Genomic DNA, 23,361 nt, shown 5'->3' with positions numbered 1-23,361 from the left:
TTGTTAGAATATTTTGTAATTGGCATACTTATAGGCCAGCCTGTAAGAGACAACGATCAAGATCAAGCTAATTCCCGATTTGAACAGTCCTACAGCGGTCCCGAAGCCGTATTGCCCGTTTAACAAGGATGAACGGTAGACATAGGTGTCAATGATATCTCCCGTACTGTAGACAAGCGGATTGTACAGATTGAAAACCTGATCAAAGCCCGCGTCCAGAATATTGCCCAGACTCAGCGTAGAAATGACGATAATCATGGGCAACATGCTAGGCAAAGTTACGTATCGAATTTGCTGCCGGCGTGTGGCACCATCGATCTCGGCCGCTTCGTAATAAGATGGATTAATTCCCGCAATGGTCGCCAGATAAACAATCATGCCAAAGCCAAAGCTCTTCCACACATCGCTGATCACAACCGTAAATCGAAACAGATCAGGATCACCCAAGAAGTAAATGGGATCGTTCCCGAAAATACGTGTCAAGATGTGATTGATTCCTCCGTCTAATCCCAGAATGTCGATCATCAACCCCGCGACCGTTACCCAGGACAAGAAATGCGGCAGATACACCAGTGTCTGTACACTTTTCTTAATGCCCATATTTCGGATCTCACTCAGCAAGATAGCCATAACGATCGGAACGATAATACCAACGATAATTTTAGAAACGGCAATAATTAACGTATTAACGATCGCTTGTGTGGCTTCTTTATACTGGAAAATTCGTTCGAAATTATCTAACCCGATCCACCGTGAACCTGTGATGCCCAGCCATGGTTTGTAGTCCTGAAATGCCATGAGTAAACCTACCATCGGGCCATAAGAAAAGATGCAGACAAACACAAATGCGGGAATACACAGTACGTACAAAGGCCAGCTTTTCTTGATTTCCTTTTTGAATGAAGTCCGCTGGGATAGCTTTGTTTTTGTTTTTTTCGCGGATCTGGCGGGTACAATCTCGTTAATGTTGCATACCTCCTCTATGATGGTTCTTCAAAAGCGATCCTTGAAGATAAGCTTAACAAAAGCGCTTTCACTCCAAAATGCCAAAATTTCAAGATCATCACCCCACCCTGAAGCACTTTAAAACCGCTTTCATTTATCGCCGTTGCTACCCTTCCGCTTTTCTAAGGTTTGGCTTATATTAAAGTTAATCCGATCTGGAGTTTAAACTTCTGCGTTTGGCGATATGAAAGGAAACACATATGATCAGAAAAATGTATATGAAGCGATTTATCTATTTCTTTGTTTTTTTTCTGCTACTGACGTTAAGTTTGTTTTTCGTGATGAACCGATTAAGCTCCAAGACACTTGAAGAAAATCTGATTGGCGCTTCCAAAAACCAGCTTGATTATGTGAAAGGCATATTAGACGGGATTATATACGAAGCTAACATGTACGGGGTTCAGTATGCGGCAGACAGTGATGTCCGATTTTATCAGAGGCATGTTATCGAGCTGAGCAATTACGATTCCCAAATGAAGAAAAACGAGATTGTTGATCGCTTGCGGCAAACACTCCTCTCCAGTCGATCGATTGAATCGATCGGCATTTACTGGAAGTCTGAAGAAACGTTTCTGTCCACCAACAGTACGCCGGAGGCGAGACTTCCGTTCAAGGATGTTCATCAACGGGGATGGCAAATCGTCGGCAATAGCTTGTATTATTTTGCCCTCTACCCTTACATCCAAAAATCCGGACAAAATGAACCGACTCAGTACGTCGTTGGTGTAAAGCTGAATACCGATTATTTGAAAAATCTGCTGAAAAAGGCTGTGAACAACGACAGCTCAAACGCTTTTTTTTGGTTTAATTCCCATCAGTTATGGAGTGAGAAAGAAGTCGACAACGATCTATTGAAAGCGGTTACTGATATGCTTGCTCCACAGCCGGAGATCACTTTGAAATATGATTATCACACCAAGTCGGACGATTACTATGTTCTTTCCCGATATATTGAATCAATCGACGCCTACCTGATTACATATACACAGACGAATGATTTTCTGCAACCGATTGACCGCAACCGTAAAGTTTTTTTTGCTAGCATTTTAGCCGTTTTCACGCTTGGTCTGGTTGTGATCTTTACGTTTTACCGGAACTATTACCGTAATATTCGTTTGTTGGAGCGGAAGTTTTCACAGGTCGAACAAGGCAATCATAATACTCGTATTACCGAAAATACGGATAGAGAGTTTTACAGCCTGTTCAGAAGTTTTAATCATATGGTTACCGAGATCCAGGATCTGTTCGTATCCTTGAAGACTGAAACGGAACTAAGACGAAGTGCGGAACTTCAACAACTCCAGGCTCAGATCAATCCCCATTTTTTGTACAACAGTTTGTTTTTCATCATGTCGGTGGCTCAATTCTCACCTGATTCTGTCATGCGCATGAGCAAACATCTAGCTGAATATTATCGTTATTTAACCAAGTTGGACCGGCATGAAGTCACGCTGGAAAGCGAGCTTCAGTTTGCGGAACATTTCTTGATCATTATGGCTCTTAGCAAAAAAATGGAGTACAGCATTGATCTGCCGCCAGAACTGTCCTCCCTGCCCCTCATGCCGCTGATCATCCAGCCAGTGGTTGAAAATGCGATTCAACATGGCATTGAAGGACAACAAGGTGCCCATCGGGTGACGATTGAAGTAAAACAGACGGAGGTTGCGATAACGATCAAGGTCTCCGATGATGGCAAAGGTCTTTCACTGGATGATATCCGTAGCCTGGAGGCCCGGCTTGAGAGTGATACCCCGCCTGAAGGAATTAAAGGCGTAGGGCTCTGGAATGTAAATCAACGTCTGAAAAATACGTACGGCGAACATAGCGGGTTACATTTTACTACTAATGATTGGGGCGGCTTGTCCGTTCTGCTGCTCATCAGCATTCCCGTGGTGAAAGGAGATAACTAATGCGATTATTAATTGTGGATGACGGACATTATGTCGTTGAATATATGAAGCACTTGCTCGATTGGAACACCTTTGGCATTGATCAGATCGAGACGATGACCAATTCGATTGAAGCCCGAGACATGTTGACTCAGCACCACATCGATATTCTGATCACTGACATCCGAATGCCTGAGGTTTCCGGTATTGATCTGCTTCAACATATCCAGCAACATAACTTGCCAACCAAAGTGATCATCCTTTCCGGCTACTCTGAGTTCGAATACGCGCAACAAGGAATTCGTTTAGGTGCGCTCGACTACTTGCTCAAACCTGTCGACAAAGATGATGTGGAGAAAGCCATGTCCAAAGCCATCAATAATATTGCAAAGACACGGCCCGCTCAATCTGTTGCATGGGAGAACTTCGATGGATTGGAGTATCTGCTTTCACTTCTTGGTCATAACGAGACATTAAGGAAGCAATATGATGTTTATACTGAATTTTTAGGGTGTCGTCGTATGTGCTGCTTCAAGCTAGAGGGTTTTACACAGGAACATGAGGATGCTATAAAACATGCTGTCGGAGACAAATTGGATCGTCTCGTTTGGAATGCGGGAACGGGACTGTTCGGTCTGCTTCCGGAAGAAGCTGCTGGGGAACTGACCATCCAACTGGAGCAATCGGTCGCGTCTCCTCCATTTTTGTTGACTGATCGAAATGTGACCCGACAGATGTTCTACAGGTTCTTTCTTAATGAGGACGTACACTCAGAAGACTTCAATGGCATATTCAACCATTCTCCGTCATGCGGTGATTGGGAGTCGGCGGGAAATATCATTAAAAAATATGATCAAATCCATCTCCATAAGCAAAAAACAATCTTTCTCATGGAGACCATTCTATATGTATATCTGACGGATAAGGATCGCGATCCCTCTGAAACCGTGGAGTGGATATTCAACCAGTTACGCTATCCTGATGAACTATCCTCAACTCTCATGGATCGGGTCAGTCGGATCAGAAACAACAAACAGATGTCCATTCAAACCATCGTTGACAAAGTGCAAACGTATATCGATGACCATCTGTCACATGGCCTTAGCCTGGACGAACTGGGGAAAGTTGCACATCTCCATCCCGTCTACTTTTCCAAACTGTTTAAACAGGAGACAGGAGAAAATGTGTCAAACTACATTTCCAGGAAGAGGTTGGAGAAGGCTTCTCAATTGCTTCAAGATTCGGAACTCCGTGTAGCCGATATAGCGCAGATGGTTGGTTACCGAAAAAATCAATATTTTATCCAGTTGTTCAAAGTGGAATACGGAGTTACGCCCTACCAGTACCGCAGAATTATGATCCATCAATGACTTCAGTTGAATTTGTTACATAAATGATATATCCAATGCAGTACCGAAAAAGCCCAACTTCCACTCTTCAGTTTAAAGAGTGAGTTGGGTCTTTGTAGTGCAATTAATATATAAGAAACTTTAATGAATGACGTAGCGATTTTTGTTTTATTTGTTTAAGACGCTGTGGAGGTGAGTGAATATTCGTTTAATCTTGGGTTAGGTCGATCATCTTATCCCCTATCCCTCTAATTGTGTTAAGGTTCTCCGCGCTATTTGCAACGGCAAGTTATAGGACCATCCTTTGTCGGGATGACCCTTTATTAATCTAAATTTGTTCAGTTTTCATCTTCGTTAACGCCTGCAATTCGCTCGCATAAGAGGGTTATTTTTTCTTCACCGGTATCCAGATTTCTCCTGAACCATCCCCATGCCGTGCCATTCCATAATACATTTCGAAAGTAGGGCCCTCAACCTGTTCGTATTCAGATGTCGGAAACCACTCAGAATAGATTCGTTCCCATAGTTTTTGCATATCACACTGCGGCTCCGGGAAGACCGCCCACGTTAATGTTGGGATAGCAAGTTTTGTGAATCTCTCCGGAATCTCAAGCCCCTTAGGTACATGATAACAGATCATGTATTTGAAAGATTCTTTAGTGTGATCATAAAGGGCGGCGTGTAACATGGTGTCACCAAAACGTCCCAGTAAGTCGTTCATCATATCAACGCTGCCATCATCATCACATTTTATACGGAATAGAGGAACTTCAGAGAACGCTGTTTTCTGGTCTGCATTTATAATTCCATATACTCCAAACATCTCAAAAGAATCTCTTTGCTCAATACGGTAATTCATTTCGACATCCCCTTTTATTGAAATATGAAAGGACATTCGAGGATAGGCTTTTAGAGAAACGCCTGTATCACGCGCGGATATAGGCATAATACCATGAAGATTCTTAAAGGCGCGTGCAAACGCCTCCGGCGAATCATATCCATATTTCATAGCTACATCAATAACCTTTGAGCCTGTTGTCTGCAGTTCGAATGCCGCCAATGTCAACCGTCGACGTCGAATGTATTCCGATAACGTTACGCCAGTAATAAATGGAAACATTCTTTGAAAATGATAGGTAGAGCAACAGGCTCTATGTGCTATTTCATCATATGAAATAGTGTCCGCTAAATTTGTTTCGATATATTCCATGGCACTATTCATCCTGACCAACCAATCCATCGTACTCCCTCCCTTCAAGGTAATTTTATGGGAAATAAATAATGAATACCTTGCAATTTCTGCACGAAAAAGTCAGTAAAAAACTTGCCGTTATTTATGATACGGTTCACCGGGTCATCACTGGAGTAATCAAAAACAGAGTAGACATGAGCGAATCATCTGGAAGTACGACGATGGGACTTGTTTTCCCGGCGTATCTTAATAGGACGCTAGCGCAATCCATATTGCGAAGTATATCGATAAAAAACTTTCCATTTAGTGATACCACAAATTCTTCCCCACACATCTCTAATAGTGGAATTTCATTGTGAATATCTCCAACATCGGCTGTTTTGGACAATAGTTTTAATGTATCTGCATTAGCTACTAATCTAATCACTTGTTCACTAGCCATTACAGTTACGCATTCAACTGCTCTCAACAAACATGCTGTATCAACTGCGATTTCACACAAATAAGATTGAGGGATTACATTCTTTATGGATGGGAACGTTCCTTCAATAAGAACAGACTCCACTTTCAGTCTAGTTGTCATGAATTTAACTCGATTATTACTCACTTCAATTTCAGTTGTGTCATCTGTTTTGTTTAATATTTTCGATAATTCATATAGATTCTTCGCTGGAATAATAGCGTTCAAACTGTTGTGGGTAGCATCTTCTAAATGCAAAGCGCGGTATGCAAGCCGCACTCCATCTGTAGCAATTAGGTTTAGACGATCATTACTGCATTCCAAAGAAACTCCTGTTAATATGGGGCTCGTCTCGGACGTTGATGCTACGATTGCTAGCTGTTTAATAGTCGAACGAAGTAAGGAAGTATTAATGCGTAGTTTAGTAGAAGGGAACGCCTGTCCATCATCAATGGAAGGGAATTCTGTAGGGTCCATGCCGCATAAACGTAATTGAGAATGACCGGATACAATCGAAAGAATCATTGGCCCTTTAATTTCAAGTATAACTTTGTCACCATTAAATTTACGAATAATATCGTAAAAATAACGCGATGGTATAACAATAGCCCCTGTTCTTTTTACAGTCAGAGAAACACCATCTTGAGCAATCATAGACTGTATCGTCATACTTGTATTACTTGCCGTAAAAGTAACGCCATCTGCACCTGCTTGAATATGTATTCCTTGAAGAATAGGTATTGAACTATTTGCTGCTACTGCCTTTATCACATATTGTATGGCATTCATAAGAGAATTTTTTGTTATCTCTACCAGCAAAGACCTCACCTACCTCGAATAAAAAAATTATTTTGTATAGAAGGACTCAATGATGTTACGTATAGCCTCCGAACGAGAAAGTTTATGCTCTGTGCAATGGTTTTCGATTTCCCCCCACATGTCCTCTGTTAGAGTTAAAGATATTTTTTTAGTCACACCTATACTCTTTCTCCCGGAACCTTCTCGCAGACCACCTCTCGAAAAGACAAAACCTAACTGCCCTTCTTTATTAGCGACACCAACTTTAACCTTATTATTGTTCAATATAATGACGCTCCTTCATTTTGATTTAGGTAACCTCATTCAAATGGATCTCTTCTCATATTATCATGTCTCTACATGGATTTACAATATTTCAAAAGCGATTGCTGAAGAACAACTCATCGAATGTAAAGCTGGGACTATCTCAAAAGGAATTCCCTTCGCTTCAAGCGCTAACGAACCTCATTAACTTAATTTCATCGTAAACCGCCTAAACATCAAATAAATGGACCAACTCGATGAAATAACGTCTCTATGATTCGTTAGAATTCAAACCTATGCAAATGAGAGCAAATAGCGTGTGCTAGGTCCGTTAGAACTGTATAATCCTGACAAAGGGCTGTACCCGGTCATGCTCATGACTCACAGGACAGCCCCAAGAAAATAATTACGTATAGACACCTTTTTATATACTCAACTGGACTTCGGGAATCGAAGTGTCGCTTCATGTTCGGGAAGAAAGAAGCTTTTGGGGAATGACCACCAGATTTGAGTATCCGGTTGTTGTTCAAAATCGAATTATGATCCATCAATGAGAACGAATAAATAATTTCATCAAATTGATATAAAACGGGTTGACCATGTAGCCATTTGGACTTACGGAATATCTCTTACCCGTGTCCAACCGTCGTATTTGTTCCATTTCCTTCTCATTCAACTCAAAGTCGAATGTTTCTTTGTTCTCTTTTATCCGTTGAGGATTCGATGATTTGGGGATGACAATAATTCCGCGTTGCAGATGCCAGCGCAAAATGACTTGCGCAACCGATTTCTGATGGCAAAGGGCAATTTCCGCCAGCTTCGGATGCTCCAGCAACGCTTTGCTTCCCTGCCCCAACGGTCCCCAAGCCTCATGCAGAATCCGATGTCGAACCATGTAATCATGCAATTCGTGTTGCGGAAATTCCGGATGGGTCTCGATCTGATTTACCATCGGCGAAATCCGGGAATGTTTCTTCAGATGCTCAAGATGCCGGATCTCGAAATTGGCTACACCTATAACTTTGATTTTACCTGCGTCGTATAACTCTTCCATCGCCTTCCAGGCGTTCACGTATTGAGGACCGGCAAAATGAATCAAATACATATCGAGATATGTTACGTTCAGCTTCTGGCAAGTCTTCTCGAACGCCTTTTTCGTCGCACGGTACCCCAGGTCTGTCGTCCATACCTTGGAGGTAATGAAGAACTCCTCCCTGGGAATGCCGCTGTTTTGGATGACCCGACCTAGCGCCGCTTCATTACCGTAAATTTTGGCCGTATCGAAATGGCGATAACCCATTCGAATAGCCTCCTCGACAGTCCTCTCGAAGGTCCCCCCGTCTTTGATCTTATATAGGCCGAACCCGAGTTGAGGAATGTCCACTCCGTTTGCCGCTGCGACTGTCTGATTCATTCGCAACTCCCCCTCCCCGTTTTTTCTAATTGTTGTTCCGATCCTTGTTCTTCACATTGCGTTAGCAACTTTTCTATCTCGTTCACCAGGTTTTTCAACAATTTCAACTTGCTACCGGAGTCAAGGCTGTAATAGTTGAGAGTTCCTTCTTTACGAACACTTATTATCTGTGATTCTTTCAATATTTTCAGATGATGTGATACGGTCGGTCGGGAAAGATGAGTTTTCATCCTGATCTCTCCTACGCGCATGCCGGGTTTTTGCGGCCCTTGAATCAAGGCTATGAGGATGGCTTGCCGGGTTTCGTCACCGATCGCATTCAACACCTTCTGATTGTTCTTAAATTCGATAGCAATCGTGGTCGCAAGTTCCTGATCCAGGTAAATCATCCCCTTCCATTTAGAATGTGTAATACTTTTGTAGATACAGCCTATCACAATCTCGGATTCGGCTGTACATCGGGAAAGAAATTCAAGAACCTATTTTTTCCATGTCTTAAGAATACATTAGCAAAAGAAGAAGCCACCCCTGACGAATGGAGTGTCTTCTATTAATGGTTGTTATTTTTTTAAAAAGGCGTGAAAATTCCAATCAGTTGTTGAAGTAATGAGACTGTTTAAGGTCGGGAATCAGTGCAGGTTGCACTGGCCGCCATCCCATAAGTTCCTGAGTTGCAATGCTTGATCTCGGGATATCGAGCGATGCAAGTGTACTGAGAAAGCCAAAATGGGCATCTGCCTCTTCGCGTGAAATGCTTACTACAGGTACGTTCAGCTGTTCACCAATAGCACTCGCGATGTCGCAAAATGGCACTCCTTCATCTGCGACCCCATCTAGTCGTGAACCAGCGGGTGCCTTTTCTAACGCCAGGCAATATAGATGCGCGGCATCAAGGCGATGCACAGCCGGCCAGCGGTTGTTCCCCTCTCCCACATAGGCTGAGAAGCCCTTAATCTTGGCAATATTGATCAGGCTCGGCACAAATCCTGTGTCACCCTCACCGTGTACCGATGGACAAAGCTCTACAATCGATGTACGCACTCCACGCCCTGCCAGCGCTAACACCATGTTCTCCGTTGCCACTCCATTCACATGTGTGGTGATTACGAACGGCTTGCCAGATCCTTCAAGTGCCACCCCCATCGCTTCTACGGCATGCAGATCTGTTGTGAGTGCTCCAGCGAAGTTCGAGAAGTCGTGATGGAATGCCAGATGAATGACGCCATCCGCAGCAGCTGCACCACTACGGAGGCTGTCAAGATCGTTGATGTCACCGCGGTGTACTTCGGCCCCGGACTCTTTTAGTTTCGCAGCACTACTGTCTGAACGCACGAGACCGATGACCTGATGCCCCCTTTCAATAAGTTCGCTGGTGACAGCGGAACCGATGTAGCCTGTTGCTCCTGTTACGAAAACGCGCATCATGAAATCCTCCTTAAGTTACTCACCCTCATTGTATAACTATGATCACCAAGCAATGGGTCCATCCTCATCTGAGAATGTTCCTGTTGGGCCATCCGCTCCAATCATCGCCAGCCGGACCGCTTCACGAGCCCCTTGTTCAACACTACGAGTACCAGCAAAATTATTAAGCGCAGTGGATGTGAAGCCTGGACATGCCGCATTGACCTTGATGTTTGTTGATTCAAGCGCAAATGCAAAGGCAAGTGTCACCGCATGAACAGCTGATTTTGATGCCGAATAGGCACCAAACATCGCACGATGCGAATTTTCGGGAATAGAGTTCCAGCTAAGGGAGCCGCCGGTACTGCCTATGTTGACGATACGTGCTGCCGGGGCCTCCCGCAAAAGTGGCAACATCGCCTGCGTAACAGCAATAACTCCAAAAACATTAGTCTCATAAACTGTACGAATATCTTCAAGCGAAGCAACGGTCAAAAGACCACTCGCTGCGCCACCGTTCGGAAATGGTTCACCCGATCTGCCTGCGTGCGAGATCCCCGCATTGTTCACGAGTACATCGAGACGACCAAATTCGTTCCGAATACGTTCTGCAGCAGCAGCGATGGAGTTTTCATCTGTAACGTCGAGCTGGAGAGCGTGTGAATCTGAACCGATGCTTTTTGAGGCAGTTTCTCCATTCTCGAGGCTACGAGATCCAACGAGCACGGTGAATCCTTGTTTCGTGAGATCCTTCGCAATTTGAAGGCCGATACCTTTATTAGCCCCGGTGACCAGAGCGACAGGTTTATCTTGCATAGTTATAATCTCCTTTTTTTGTGATTGGTGGGTCCATATGAACTAAGTTGACGCGTCAACCTTGGATCAAATTTAGCACATTGAAGTTGACGCGTCAACCATGTTATTATGCTCCTATGGATAAAAATGAACTTAACGAAGAAGAAATGCGAATATGGCATATGTGGAAAGGTTCCTTTCAGACCATCTTCGGTCGTATCGTCAAAGATATGGCCGATCACTCAGGATTGTCAGAGGGTGATTTTGGAGTATTGGACCGATTAGTCCTTTTTGGGGATGGTAGTCTTCGCCAACAGGAATTAGCCGACTCTATGGACTGGGATAAAAGTCGATTATCTCATCATCTGAAGCGTATGGAAAAACGTGGACTCGTGATGAAGAAACCATTAGACAACGATCGTGGAGTACAAGTCAGTATCACTTCTTCTGGAAAATCAATGTTAGATGATGCCCGTCCCTACCTCTCCAAGGCAATACGCAAACATTTTTTTGAACAATTAACCGAACAAGATATCGAGTTGATTACTAAACTGGCGGAAAGGACAAACTCAAGCTCTTAGCGTCTTATCTAGCCGCCGTCTCGACCACGTTTGTTAAAGGTGAGCTTCTAACAAACGTGGTTTTGGTTTGTCAACCAACGTAGAAGGTATACGAAAAATACGTGTCACTTTGTGAGGATTTAAGTTTTTGTTTTCAACATCTAACATGCCATTATCTGGTCACAAATCGAGATGATGGCCTCTACCTTGTAAACAATTAAAATCGTGCTATCCTTAATGATGAGGTGGATCAGATGGCAAATATTCAAGAGATTGCACGTCTTGCAGGCGTTTCTACAGCAACCGTTTCAAGGGTAATTAATCGACATCCTTATGTAAGCGATTTAACAAGAGAAAAAGTCTTGAACATCATTGAGCAATTGGATTATGTTCCTAATTCAAATGCAAAGTCCTTAAAAAATGGAGCGACAAAAGTCATCGGTGTTATGGGTGTTACTTACAATCCCCTTTTGATGTCACTTGTCCGTTCATTCCACATGATATCCCAAAAATACGGATTCAACATTATGCTTTTTATGACAGACGGAGATCGTGATAAGGAGCTTGTAGCGCTTGAAATGTTACGCAGTAAACAGGTGGATGCCCTTCTTTGTCTGGTACGGACGATTGAGTGGGAAATCATCGAATCCTATACGAAATATGGGCCAATTGTAACATGGCAGCGTCTTACCAGCGACACCATACCGTCCGTATTTATGGACCAATATCAAGGTTATACGCTGGGTCTCGAATATCTGTATGCCAGAGGTTATCGTAAAATTTTGAACGTGTATTCGTCCAAAGGACAGAATACCTTGGAGCGTATAAGAGCTTATGAGGATTTTGTACAGAAGTATGGGTTGAAGAACACTGGCTTTCCGCAATTTCATAATAAAGTCACCATTCATGATGGTGAGGAAATAGCGCGATGGTGGATAGAACAAACGGACAAGCCGGATGCCATTTCCTGTTCGACTGATGAGGTAGCAGCAGGTATTTTAACGGAGATTCAACGCTCGGGGTTTTCGGTTCCGGATGATGTGGGAATCATGGGATTTGATAATACAGACAGCGCTCACCTGCTGGATCTGACAACGATCCATTACCCCGTGGATAAACAAGCAGAGAATGCCTTTAATATTATTATGAGTATGCTGGAAAATTCGGCATCCAATCCTCATCCTCTTCAGTTTAGACTGATTGAACGAAAATCTACATAAAACAACATCCATCCTTTTAAAAGAAGAAAAGAGCCCATTTGAGATCATGAGTTCTTTTCTCTTCCATCCCGTTAAACTTCATGAACGAACAACATTCAGGCCTGTCCCTATATGAGGGACAGGCCTGAATGACTTCAATCTCTAAATAAATTATTTGTGAAATTGCGGAAGATGTTCTTTATGCGCTTCCAACATTTCATCTAAAACTACCTTAGCAATGTCACCGCTGGTAACGAGCGGATTAAGTGTGAATGCTTGTAGAGCGGTTGCATAATCTCCTGTGACCGCTGCTTCGATCGTCAGTTCCTCCATTGCCTTCATCACCTGCAATAGCCCTTTTTGTGCAGACGGGAATGCGCCAAAGTGAACAGGCTCTGCACCATGGGCTGTAATGATACTTGTAACTTCGATGGCACTGTTATATGGTAGATCGCTAATTGCTCCGCGGTTCTGTGTGTTGACTACCATATGCGTTCCCTTGTTGTTATATACAGAATTAATAACTTCACAAGCTGCGTCGCTGTAATAAGCTCCTCCGCGTTTTTCCAATTCCTTGGGCTTGTAATTCAGGTTAGGATCTTTATAAAGTTCAAACAAACTTTCCTCCAGGCGTTTCACAACCTGCCCGCGAGTTCCTTCGCCATTGACCGCTTCTACTTCCTCTTCAAGCATGCTGTCGGTCATGTAATAGTACCGGTGATAAGGACAAGGCAGCATACCCAGTTGGAGAATTTGCTCATACAAGAAACGCATGCTTTTTATATTTTCTACCATTTTTTCTGGCTCGGCATCAGGACCGTAGAGCTTTTCGATGGCCTGTTTAGTTAGCTCTTTACCATCTCGGTCATAAATTTTGTGCCAGTGAAGGTGATTAATACCGGCAAATTTGAAGAACAGTTCCTCTTCATTTTTTTCCAGAACAGCAGCTTCATTCTTGGAGGAAATAATCGGAACATTGCACAAACCAATGACCTTCTCCCATTTACCATATTGGAGCACAGCTTCCGTTACCATTCCCGCAGGGTTCGTGAAATTGATTAACCAAGCATCTGGGCAAAGTTCCTTCATGTCCTCAACAATTCCAAGAACAACCGGAATGGTACGGAATGCTTTGAACATCCCACCTGCTCCGTTGGTTTCCTGACCAATCATCCCATGGCTAATCGGAATCGTTTCGTCCTTAATACGGGCTTCCAAAAGGCCGACCCGGAATTGGGTGGTGACAAAATCGGCATCGGCCAACGCTTCTCTTCGATTAAGCGTCAAGTGAATATCACAGTCGATTCCCGCCGCTTTTACCATCCGTTTAGCCATGGCTCCTACAATTTCAAGTTTCTCTCTTCCTGCTTCAATATCTACAAGCCACAATTCACGTATTGGAAGTTCATGATGCCGTTTGATAAAACCTTCGATCAATTCTGGGGTGTAACTCGATCCGCCGCCAATCGTCACAATTTTTAATCCCTTTTTCATTTTGAAGTCCTCCTTGTTCTATTGTGTTCTCAATTTGGACTCTATCTTGTGTAATGCATTACATGTCAAGAACTTTTTTTATGGGATTAAATGGGATTAATTTGTAACTTGAAACCGCTTTATCACTTGTGCTATAGTTACCTCAAATAAGGATTGTGACCGTTGATTCGGGCAATACCTAAGAAAGTTTGAATGCCGTTAACCAATTGGCGGCGTTTGAACTATCTTAGGTTTTTTTTATGCATATTGCAGAAAACAAGGAGCCGATGCACATGATTATTGAAAAAGTATTAAACAATAACCTTCTGCTGACCCGCAATACAAAGGGGAAGGAAGTCATCGTTATGGGTAAAGGCATCTCCTTCCAAAAAAGTGCAGGTGATGTGGTCGATGAACACAAGATCGATAAAATCTTCCATTTAGCCGAGCATGCATTTGCTGTAAAAATGGCTGAACTGATACATGAATTACCCGCCGTTCATTTCGAAGTTGTGAACGAGATCGTAAAACACGCCAACCATGTACTTGGTACTGAACTCAGCGACAATATTTATCTGTCGTTAACCGACCATATTAGTTTTGCCATCCAACGTAAGAACAACGGTATGGAGATTAAAAATGCCATGCTGTTCGAAATTAAACGTTTCTATAAAACGGAATTCAGTATCGGATTGGATGCTCTGCAGTTAATCAGCGACATGATTGGAGTTTCGCTCGGGGAAGATGAGGCTGGTTTTATCGCCTTACATGTCGTCAATGCCCGACTTGACGGCACTGAAATGAAAATGACGATAAAGATGACTGAAATTGTCAACGAGATTTTGAAAATCGTCACGTACCATTACGGCACTGTTCTTGATGAATCGAGCTTAAATTATTCGCGTTTCTTAACACACCTTCAATATTTCGCCATGCGCTTATTGCGCCACGAGATTCACCAAAGCGGCGAAGATTTTTTATATCAGCAGGTGAAAAAGACTTATGTCAGAGCCTTTTCTTGCACTTGCAAGATCAACGAGTACTTAGAAAAAACGTATGTACAGTCCTTAAACAAAGATGAATTCGTTTACTTAACCATTCATATCCAGCGGCTTACTGAACGAAGCACTTTATAGCCCTATTTCTTTCAAGCTAAAACTTCATATACAACACATTAGATAAAGGATTGTGACTGGTAAAGCAGGCAAAACCTGGACTGATGGCAAAATGATTTTTCTTTTTATTTTGCCACGAGTTCAGGTTTTGCTGCTTTTTGGAAGTGAAACGATGTAAGCCGGCACATCAGGAACGAACAGCTCACAACCTGAGATCAATTACCCATCATGAAGGAGGCAATATGCTATGAGTAATAAAGACAAAGAACTGTCCATACGTGTTATTGAACTTGTTGGCGGTGAATCTAATGTGAATGATGTATATCACTGTGCAACCAGGCTTAGATTCACCCTGAAAGATCATACAAAAGCGAATGAACAGGCGTTGAAAAATATAGCTGGAGTCATCACCGTTGTGAAAAGCGGCGGTCAATTTCAAGTCGTCATCGGCAATAACGTGTCCAAAGTTTATGAAGGAATCATGGAGCACACCAACCTTCAAGATGGCGGCAGCAAAACGGATACTAAAGAGAATGCAGAAAAAACAGGAATATTCGGAAAAACCGTAGATCTTATTTCCAGTGTTTTTTCCCCGCTGCTCAGTGCGCTAGCTGGAGCTGGATTGCTCAAAGGTCTGGTTGTTTTGTCTGTGGCGCTCGGCTGGCTAGATGACACCTCAGGAACTTATCTAATTTTAAACGCGGCATCAAGCAGTGTATTCACCTTTTTGCCCATATTTTTGGCAGTTACTGCCGCAAGGAAATTCAAAGCTAATATGAACGTATCCTTGGCTATTGCAGGAGCCCTGGTCTTTCCGACCATTTCCGCTGCGTTTAATAGCGGTCAAACTTATGATTTCTTAGGCATCCCCATTGTGCTTGTGATGTACACTTCCACCGTGTTTCCAATCCTTCTGGCGGTGTGGGTTCAATCTCATATAGAAAAATGGTTCAACTCGATTATTCACCAGTCTATCCGCAATATTCTTGTGCCGATGCTGTCGCTTCTAATTGTCGTCCCGCTTACCATTCTTGCTTTTGGACCGATCGGCAACAGTGTTAGTCAGGGGTTAGCTAGCGGTTTTACCTCACTCATGCAATTCAGCCCAATGTTGGCAGGAGCAGTCACTGGTGGTTTCTGGCAGGTCATTGTTATCTTTGGACTTCACTGGGCTTTCCTTCCAATTACACTTAATAATCTGGCGACAATAGGCTATGATTTAATGCGCCCGATGTTGACCGCAGCCGTGCTGGCTCAAGCCGGTGCTTTGCTCGCCGTTATGCTGAAAACCCGCAATTCACAGCTTAAAACCCTTTCCGGATCTGCTACGATTACTGCGATTTTCGGAATTACGGAACCAGGCATTTACGGAGTTACTTTACGATTGAAAAAACCGTTCATTTACGCATGTATTTCCGCAGCGATCGGGGGCGCAATTATCGGAGTCGGGGGTGGTCGGGCAGTCGCTTACTCACTTCCCAGCCTGCTCGCTTTTCCTACTTACGTAACAACGGGGTTCGCCTCGGTTGTGATCGGTGTTTCCGTATCTTTTGTCCTGGCTTTTCTACTCACGTTGCTGCTTGGATTCAAGGATCTTGAGGCTACTGTTGAGGAGCCGCAGATTGAAACTTCTGGACAGGAAAAACAAGCGATTGAGCCAAGTGAATATCGGTTAAACAAGGAAATTATTGTGAGTCCGCTGAAAGGCAGTGTTCAGCTACTTGAAGATTTGCCTGATCCCGCCTTCTCTTCAGGTGCCATGGGACAAGGGCTTGTCATTGAACCCACTGATGGAATTTTGGTATCGCCAATCAATGGTGTCGTAACCACCGTATTCCCTACCGGTCATGCGCTCGGTCTGACCACGGACAGTGGCATGGAGCTTCTGATCCATATTGGAGTGAATACGGTAAAGCTAAAAGGACAGTTTTTTGAGAAAAAAGTTAAAGAGGGCGATCGGGTTTCTTGCGGGCAACTGCTTGTAGAGTTTGACGCGGAGCAAATCCGGACAGCGGGTTACATCACTGCCACCTCAGTCATCGTTACCAACTCTGCCAACTACTTGGACGTGTTAAAAACTACCGAGCAGGAAGTGAAGCAAGGCGATTATCTAATGTCGGCGGTAGTCTAACGATTGGAGATGGATTACCTGTCGGTAATCGAACTATTTTCGGGTTATATAACTGTCTACTAATTCACTTATTCCGTATGATCCAAAGAAGCCACTCCGGCAAAGGAGTGGTTCTTCTCTGGATAGCACTTTCCGTTTATTTATCAGCGTAAGGCTATTATGTAGCAAACTCCTTCATTGCTTCCACCCCACTGGTTGATGCGAATGGAGGCCTATCCAAAGCAAAAAGTTATGCATAATTATCTAATCGATCATTGGAATAAGTTCTTTCCCCTCAACCTTTGAGATAGGCAATTACATGAATAAACAAAAAAAGCCGCTGCTTTAGCGACTTTGAATGATATTATAGAACCAATGACTCAAACTCTTGAATATCTCATCTCCAGCAGAGTATTCTATGAAAAATATTTCCCTGAGTGCAGATCTTCTATTTCTTGAGAAAGTCTTTTAGTATGTAACTTCATATAACATTGAGCTTTTTGCAAAATATCTGTATGCCCGCCTAGATCATACAAGATTGTAGTAGATAACACTTGTACAATATAAAGGCTCGTTTGAGTTGCCATCCATTCAAAAAAATTGAAAAACTTTTCAATTTGTTCTGTATCATCATTTTCACGAAGCAATCCTTCAACATAAGTAGCCACTTCATCACCAAAAAACACATGTCCTAGAAACTCTTGATATGAATCCAAATGTTCTATATAACAATCGTGGAATTCAGGAAAAAGTTCTAAGAATTGATTGATTAAAATACCTTTGTCCATTCTCCAAGCTCCCTACTTCCTACCTACACATACTCACTGTTCTTTTCGTTTAAAAAACATCTTGCCAACCATAAGTCCCATAGCCGATGAACAGATCAGATATCCAAAGAACAAGAAAAGTAAATAAACACCATGAAGATCTGCAGGAATTTGTTTCAAACCTTCAAACCAAGCAAAACGAAAAGGATAAAAGATGACTACCCAAATGATCAGCAAGAAAAGAAGAAAATTAATTATTTTTAGCACAATAACGATCCTTTCAAGCCTGAGTGGAAAAAGTTGAATGTATATGCTTCATCTATCATTTCACATTACCTTACCACTGCCCGCACTATAATAGTTAGCTTATGTATTAGAGTTGATATGTTGAATCTATAAAACTACAAATTGTAACAGGAAACATTAGGGATATTTCTTATTCTTCAGTGAGTATAACAAATAAAGGTAATATAAGCATACAAAATTAATTATGGTCATTCTTCGTGCTAGAACAAACCACCTACTCTTAGAAGCAATACCAGCGTAACTGACACCACCCACAAACATATGGATAAAAATTCAAGAACCCTCCTAGTCTGGAGAGTTCTTTTATGGGTGATAAATGTACTAATTGCGGCCTGTTTGTTAAACTAACGCTATCCGTTAGCGGAATGACCTCTTTTAATTTATGGTTGGTGAGGATGTCGATTCAGAACGGTATCCAAATTCATTACCTATATACAAATACAGGCAAATATCAGTTTATAGACTCTGCCGAAATCGTCTTACACCCGTTGAATACCGCAAACTTTTGGAAACAACTGTTCAAGGCTGTTCGCAATTGCATTGTTTGCTTCACACCGTTCTCGTACCAGATATTTTTAAGAACGAGCGTTCCAGTTTTTCGCTCCACGATTATCTCGGCCCGTCCAATGAAGCTTTCTCCATATAATAGAGGCAGCACATAATAGCCGAATTTTCGTTTGATTGCAGGCGTGTAAATCTCCCAGGTGTAATCGAAGCCAAACAATGTGTTGATCAGTTTTCTGTCCCATATGAAATTATCCAGCGGGGCAATAAGCTCACAACGCAATTTCTGCTCCTGATTTCTCAGAACGGCTTCAATAAGCGGTAAATCCTCCGCGAGGCAGTACAGCATGTCTTTCATTTGTTCCACAGCAACAGCAACAATGCGATATTCGTGTAATAGCTGGCGAAAAACCTCGGTGCGCTGTGCTGCTTTCAGCCCCCATATATTCAGCCATGCATCTGACGCACGATTCCATAAGAGACCAACAGAGCCGATTCGACGCAGTACCCGCCACTTATGATGCTCAAGCTCATCCTCCAGCGGCTCTGATGCATTCAGCAGATTTGGTTGTATGTACTTCTTGGCCATATCGTAATATTTACGCGTTCCTTTTTTATGATGGATAATCAACTCACCCGTCGAATACATCTGTTCCAACACCGATCGAGATGAATTGTTTCCACCGCTCCAGTGGATGGCCGATTGCCATGAGAAATCCCCATCCAATTTTAAATCATCCGAACTTAGTGCACCGTGATTTTGGATATGAGCCCGTACTTGCGTAGTCAACGCTTCCATTTCGGGATAACGTTCGGCATGTTGCCTTGCGGCTTGCCTGTATCGCTCAAAATACGGCCAGTCCTCGACAGAGATAATGGCTAGGTTCTTGTCGGGATAATCGACAAGGCTTCTATCCTCATACAGCAACTCGGCAAGCATTCCCTTGGTAAATCCCTTGATTCGCGACTGTAGCACCAATTCGGCGTTTTTTCCACAAACATCGATGGGGTCGTATTGAATGCAGCTGACCTGCCGAGCAAAGTCCAATACGCCCTTCTTTTCACTAAATTTATATTCGCCCAAAAGTCCATGCTTCAGCAATAGAAATTGCCGTGCCTGGCGGTTTGTTAATTGGATCATGTTTGCACCTACCTCTAATTTAAATGCAATACCGAACTCAAACCAACCAATCAGCCGCCTATGAAAGACTCTAACTTTGAGGAGCCACTACCAAGAAAGACATCTATTCGTTATTGCATTTCTTTTGTTGGACCCATCACGGGTGGTACTGGTAAGCCTGCTTGACGTAATAGCACCGTCATTTGGCCGCGGTGATGTGTTTGGTGGTCAATTAAGAAACGTAATAATGAACCTTTTGTTGCAAGACTTTCTAAGCCTGTTTCTGTTAGCAAGTCCTTATTTGATAGCTTGGCTACCTCTTCCTTGACCGCCTCTGCTGCTTTTTCGTAAGCTGCTACAATTTCTCTTGCTGTCGCTGGAACTGGCTCATCTTGACCAATCATTGGTACAGTTAAACCTGCTAAATGACTAAAATAACCTGTTGTTTCTACTAAATGCCAGCCTAACCAACCTAGTGTACTATGCCCTTCAAAAATACTTTGTCCTAATTTGTCATCTGTTACGGCTTGTAATACTTGCAATGTCCCTTTCACAGCCACTGCCCATTCCTTTAAAAAATCATCCACTTGTCGATACATCCAAACTCCTCCTCTATCATTACGTCTCTTGTATCATACAAAATATTTACTCAAAAGAAAAGGAAAAAACAAACATATGTTCTTGTTAAAAAATGCGGCTAAACTTAACTGGCGTCCCTATTTTTGTATACAGAACATCAAGCTATTTGAGACTCTTATTATCTAAATATACATTTTGATATACTTATTACAATTGAAAGTTCCTATACTGGCAGTACTTTAATTTTCGACTTGAAGCCCTTACTTAATACTTCAAGCCAGGAGTTACCTGAACGGCAACTTGTCACCTATTCCAGTAAAGAAGAAATCACAGCTGCGCGGGAATTAACAAGTTTCAATACATCGATGATCCGTGGTTTAGCTTGCTTCCAGATGGTATTATTGAGGTTTTTGCGAAGCAACAAAATGTATATTTCAGTGATTCCCCTTAGTAGCAGACGAAACAGATAAGCTGTACTTTATGAAAAAGTATGGATCCGACTGGCGTATCTTATCTGTTACAAATTAGTATCTTACAAAAAAAGAAGCCTTTTCTTTATCAGAACGGGCTTCTTTGTGCGTTTCGCGATAGCGATTAATTTCACTGAACACCAGGCGCGTTTTCATTCGTAGTTAAGTTCGATCTTTTCTTCTTTCTTGGCTGCCCTTTCCAGGACAGATATGTCCAAATCCGTAGCAGGTACTCGACAGGCCCAGTGCTAAATTTCTTAAGATATAGCGGACTGAGCCACAATTGAATGCCGTAGACTGCAAATGCAATAATCGCTCCGATAAACACGCCAACACTTCCAAACAGTCCCAGGCCATATCCATAGAATATTGTCGTACAGATTACGCTCTGCATCAGATAATTCGTCAACGAGAGACGGCCGACCGCCTCGAACCTGCCCATCAGGCTGAAACGGCGGTTTCCAGCATACAACAGCGCGAATGCGTATATGTATCCGAGTGCAAGCAACGCTCCTCCAAGCGTCCCCCCGATTCCGATTCCGAGCCAACCTTCCGCACCCAATTGTGGCGCCAATACACCATATGCTTTGAGTATCAAACCTACCGGAATCAATAATGATGCCCGGCGAAGATATATAGCTCGCATCGTTTGGGGATCGCTAAACGTGCCTATTCTGGCAGCGTGCATGCCGAGCAGGAACATCGGCACCGTCATGAGTGGTGCTAACATCAGGGCTATCAGGGCAAATGACAGCTCCAAATCCCCGCCGAATGGATCGCCGTTATTACTGAAATTCCTGATTTCCGCGTATGTGCCGTTGCCGTATACATCCTGACTTTGAATGATGTAGTTCTCCATATGAATGGACTCAATCGCCAGCGGGTTCATCGGATTAGATGCCGGGAGACCAAGTATGCCCGCTCCCATGAGTAGCAGTACCGCCCATATGAGCAGCGTTTTGGGCTTCCGATTAAGGAACATGAGCAAGAAGAAACCGAGTACACCATAAAATGTAAGGATATCCCCTTCCCACAGATAGATGATGTGCAGTAATCCGATTCCAAACAGTAGTAGAAAACGGCGTGCCAGATGACACTTTGGTCGTAAATCTCGTGATTTTAGGCTTTCCGAGAGCTTAACCATTCCAAAGCCAAACATAAATGCAAAAATCGGCATAAAACTTCCCACCACAGTGATCAGCAGGAATGAGAGGAAAGCCTGATCTGCTCCGCCAATCCCGAACAGTTGGGGTTTGCTCTGGCCATACATTCCATATTGGAAAGCCAGCATATTCGCCAGCACAATGCCGACCAAACTGAATCCACGCAGTCCATCAATGACTTGAACGCGCTTTTTTGATGTGCTCAATCAATCACCTCTGTCTATAACATAAAGATCAGATCTAAATATACGTTAAATCCTTCCATAATTTCAACATAAATTAATAAGCGAACGTTTATATTTTGATTTACTTTGACGTACCAATAAAACAAAAACAAAAAAAGTCGCTAAATTTAGCGACTTTCAGTTTGAACACCTTAAAGAGTGACAATAATCGGACCATTTTTAGTAAGGATAATGGTATGTTCTATTTGAGCTACATAGCTGTTTTTAGTAACAAAGGTCCAGCCATCTCCAGTTTGGACTACTTCTTCTTCTGAAGTTGAAATAAATGGCTCGAATGCGATAACCATACCTTCTTTTAACAATTCATCATCCGATGGATCATTATAATTATAGATGTGGTCAGGTGCTTCGTGTATTCCACGTCCAACACCATGTCCTGTAAGGTTTTTGATAACCGTTAATTCATGCTGTCTAGCAGTTTGGAATACGGCTTTCCCGATTCCGCTTTTTTTGGAGCCTGGTTTTGCTTTTTTTAGACCTGCTTCAAATGCCAGTTTAACAACGTCGCATATTTTCGTTAACACTTCTTCACCTTCGCCTACGACAAACGAGAGTCCCGTATCTGCAAAATAACTGTTCTTGGAGCCAGACACATCAATATTGACGATGTCCCCTTCTTGAATAACCCGATCTCCCGGAATACCATGTGCCACTTCTTCATTAACACTAATACAAGTAAATCCCGGGAAATTATATTCACTTTTTGGAGCAGAAACTGCGCCAGCTTTCTCAAAAAGCTCTCCTGCCAAATCATCAAGTTCTTTAGTCGTTATGCCTGGGATGGTTCTTTGAACCAATTCATCTCGAATAGAAGCTACAATTTTGCCAATTTCCTTCAAGCCATTAAAATCTTCTTCTGTTCTTGCGATCATTTTTTCTTACCTCACTATCTTTTATCATTAATTGATTACATAAGTGTTATCTTTGATTGCACATTAGATAATCATATCCAAAGCAGCAAAGCTTCGCAACTTTTTTATGCGGAGGTACTGCCCAGAGTTGAATACAGCTTGAGTGATTTAGGTAACATGCTGAGGCCCATCATTAGTGTGATGGAAACATGGGGAATAGATTATAAGAAGCTCAATGAGGATACTTCGACCGATACAGACGAATAGGATTACGGATAGTAGAAAACGAGCGCATCCATGTTCAGGGTGCGCTCGTTTTTTTGGTGGTT

21 protein-coding genes are annotated in these 23,361 nt (G+C 42.7%); 7 read left to right on the top strand and 14 right to left on the bottom strand.

Translation table 11 applies throughout. The features are described from left to right. Window positions 1-3 precede the first annotated feature (3 nt). On the bottom strand, window positions 4-888 hold the full coding sequence (locus MKY01_RS15775) for an ABC transporter permease subunit (RefSeq protein WP_036616097.1): 885 nt from the start codon (window positions 886-888) through the stop codon (window positions 4-6). A 317-nt stretch (window positions 889-1,205) separates the two neighbouring features. Here MKY01_RS15775 and MKY01_RS15770 point away from each other — a divergent pair, with 317 nt between their 5' ends. Continuing rightward, window positions 1,206-2,915, top strand: a complete 1,710-nt coding sequence (locus MKY01_RS15770; protein ID WP_339286971.1) for a histidine kinase — start codon at window positions 1,206-1,208, stop codon at window positions 2,913-2,915. Next, complete coding sequence (locus MKY01_RS15765) at window positions 2,915-4,264, top strand: response regulator (protein WP_339286969.1); 1,350 nt, start codon at window positions 2,915-2,917, stop codon at window positions 4,262-4,264. The genes MKY01_RS15770 and MKY01_RS15765 overlap by 1 nt, the downstream gene beginning before the upstream one ends. Before the next feature lie 364 nt (window positions 4,265-4,628). Here MKY01_RS15765 and MKY01_RS15760 read toward each other — a convergent pair whose 3' ends face one another. The 7 genes from MKY01_RS15760 to MKY01_RS15730 form a co-directional block, all read right to left on the bottom strand. Next, window positions 4,629-5,483 carry an AraC family transcriptional regulator gene (locus MKY01_RS15760; protein WP_339286968.1) on the bottom strand — a complete coding sequence of 285 codons (855 nt, stop codon included), beginning with the start codon at window positions 5,481-5,483 and terminating at the stop codon, window positions 4,629-4,631. A gap of 106 nt (window positions 5,484-5,589) precedes the next feature. Then, the gene (gene dnaN / locus MKY01_RS15755; RefSeq protein ID WP_339286966.1) at window positions 5,590-6,714 is read right to left on the bottom strand and encodes a DNA polymerase III subunit beta; all 1,125 of its coding nucleotides are present in this window, start codon (window positions 6,712-6,714) and stop codon (window positions 5,590-5,592) included. Window positions 6,715-6,741: 27 nt separating this feature from the next. Continuing rightward, window positions 6,742-6,978 carry a ribbon-helix-helix protein, CopG family gene (locus MKY01_RS15750; protein WP_076317852.1) on the bottom strand — a complete coding sequence of 79 codons (237 nt, stop codon included), beginning with the start codon at window positions 6,976-6,978 and terminating at the stop codon, window positions 6,742-6,744. Between the two features lie 526 nt (window positions 6,979-7,504). Further along, complete coding sequence (locus MKY01_RS15745; RefSeq protein ID WP_339286964.1) at window positions 7,505-8,371, bottom strand: aldo/keto reductase; 867 nt, start codon at window positions 8,369-8,371, stop codon at window positions 7,505-7,507. Next, window positions 8,368-8,760 (bottom strand): metalloregulator ArsR/SmtB family transcription factor, encoded by a 393-nt coding sequence (locus tag MKY01_RS15740; RefSeq protein ID WP_339286962.1) that lies wholly within the window; start codon window positions 8,758-8,760, stop codon window positions 8,368-8,370. Before MKY01_RS15740 ends, MKY01_RS15745 begins: the two co-directional genes overlap by 4 nt. Window positions 8,761-8,962: 202 nt before the next feature. Beyond that, entirely contained in the window at window positions 8,963-9,793 is an 831-nt protein-coding gene (locus MKY01_RS15735) for an SDR family oxidoreductase (RefSeq protein WP_339287179.1), read from the bottom strand. Window positions 9,794-9,838: 45 nt separating this feature from the next. After that, the gene (locus MKY01_RS15730) at window positions 9,839-10,591 is read right to left on the bottom strand and encodes an SDR family oxidoreductase (protein ID WP_338706027.1); all 753 of its coding nucleotides are present in this window, start codon (window positions 10,589-10,591) and stop codon (window positions 9,839-9,841) included. 116 nt (window positions 10,592-10,707) lie between these two features. Here MKY01_RS15730 and MKY01_RS15725 point away from each other — a divergent pair, with 116 nt between their 5' ends. Further along, window positions 10,708-11,151 carry a MarR family transcriptional regulator gene (locus tag MKY01_RS15725; RefSeq protein WP_076253214.1) on the top strand — a complete coding sequence of 148 codons (444 nt, stop codon included), beginning with the start codon at window positions 10,708-10,710 and terminating at the stop codon, window positions 11,149-11,151. A gap of 233 nt (window positions 11,152-11,384) precedes the next feature. Beyond that, window positions 11,385-12,350, top strand: a complete 966-nt coding sequence (locus MKY01_RS15720) for a LacI family DNA-binding transcriptional regulator (protein ID WP_339187247.1) — start codon at window positions 11,385-11,387, stop codon at window positions 12,348-12,350. 150 nt (window positions 12,351-12,500) lie between these two features. Here the strand turns inward: MKY01_RS15720 and MKY01_RS15715 are convergent, their stop codons facing one another. Continuing rightward, complete coding sequence (locus tag MKY01_RS15715; RefSeq protein ID WP_076253107.1) at window positions 12,501-13,823, bottom strand: 6-phospho-beta-glucosidase; 1,323 nt, start codon at window positions 13,821-13,823, stop codon at window positions 12,501-12,503. Between the two features lie 272 nt (window positions 13,824-14,095). On the opposite strand from MKY01_RS15715, the gene MKY01_RS15710 reads away from it, so the two are divergent. Continuing rightward, window positions 14,096-14,938 (top strand): PRD domain-containing protein, encoded by an 843-nt coding sequence (locus MKY01_RS15710; protein WP_339286960.1) that lies wholly within the window; start codon window positions 14,096-14,098, stop codon window positions 14,936-14,938. Window positions 14,939-15,164: 226 nt separating this feature from the next. Beyond that, on the top strand, window positions 15,165-17,048 hold the full coding sequence (locus MKY01_RS15705; RefSeq protein ID WP_282321377.1) for a beta-glucoside-specific PTS transporter subunit IIABC: 1,884 nt from the start codon (window positions 15,165-15,167) through the stop codon (window positions 17,046-17,048). A gap of 395 nt (window positions 17,049-17,443) precedes the next feature. On the opposite strand, the gene MKY01_RS15700 is transcribed toward MKY01_RS15705, so the two are convergent. From MKY01_RS15700 to map, 5 genes are all read right to left on the bottom strand, one after another. Continuing rightward, window positions 17,444-17,815, bottom strand: coding sequence for a hypothetical protein (locus tag MKY01_RS15700; RefSeq protein WP_282321378.1), 372 nt, complete (start codon window positions 17,813-17,815; stop codon window positions 17,444-17,446). A 736-nt stretch (window positions 17,816-18,551) separates the two neighbouring features. After that, window positions 18,552-19,745, bottom strand: a complete 1,194-nt coding sequence (locus tag MKY01_RS15695) for a crosslink repair DNA glycosylase YcaQ family protein (RefSeq protein WP_282321379.1) — start codon at window positions 19,743-19,745, stop codon at window positions 18,552-18,554. A gap of 110 nt (window positions 19,746-19,855) precedes the next feature. Beyond that, window positions 19,856-20,323 carry a DinB family protein gene (locus MKY01_RS15690; protein WP_282321380.1) on the bottom strand — a complete coding sequence of 156 codons (468 nt, stop codon included), beginning with the start codon at window positions 20,321-20,323 and terminating at the stop codon, window positions 19,856-19,858. 580 nt (window positions 20,324-20,903) lie between these two features. Beyond that, window positions 20,904-22,142, bottom strand: coding sequence for a DUF418 domain-containing protein (locus MKY01_RS15685; protein ID WP_282321381.1), 1,239 nt, complete (start codon window positions 22,140-22,142; stop codon window positions 20,904-20,906). Window positions 22,143-22,312: 170 nt separating this feature from the next. After that, entirely contained in the window at window positions 22,313-23,053 is a 741-nt protein-coding gene (map, locus tag MKY01_RS15680; protein ID WP_282321382.1) for a type I methionyl aminopeptidase, read from the bottom strand. Between map and MKY01_RS15675 the strand changes: the two genes are divergently transcribed. Beyond that, the gene (locus MKY01_RS15675) at window positions 22,970-23,299 is read left to right on the top strand and encodes a winged helix-turn-helix transcriptional regulator (RefSeq protein WP_339286954.1); all 330 of its coding nucleotides are present in this window, start codon (window positions 22,970-22,972) and stop codon (window positions 23,297-23,299) included. The genes map and MKY01_RS15675 overlap by 84 nt on opposite strands. Window positions 23,300-23,361: the final 62 nt, after the last annotated feature.

This window comes from Paenibacillus sp. FSL R5-0486 (genome assembly GCF_037975155.1).
GTDB lineage: Bacteria > Bacillota > Bacilli > Paenibacillales > Paenibacillaceae > Paenibacillus > Paenibacillus amylolyticus.
The sequence above is the reverse complement of the archived record's forward strand: the minus strand, read 5'-3'. Positions and strand labels throughout refer to the sequence as shown.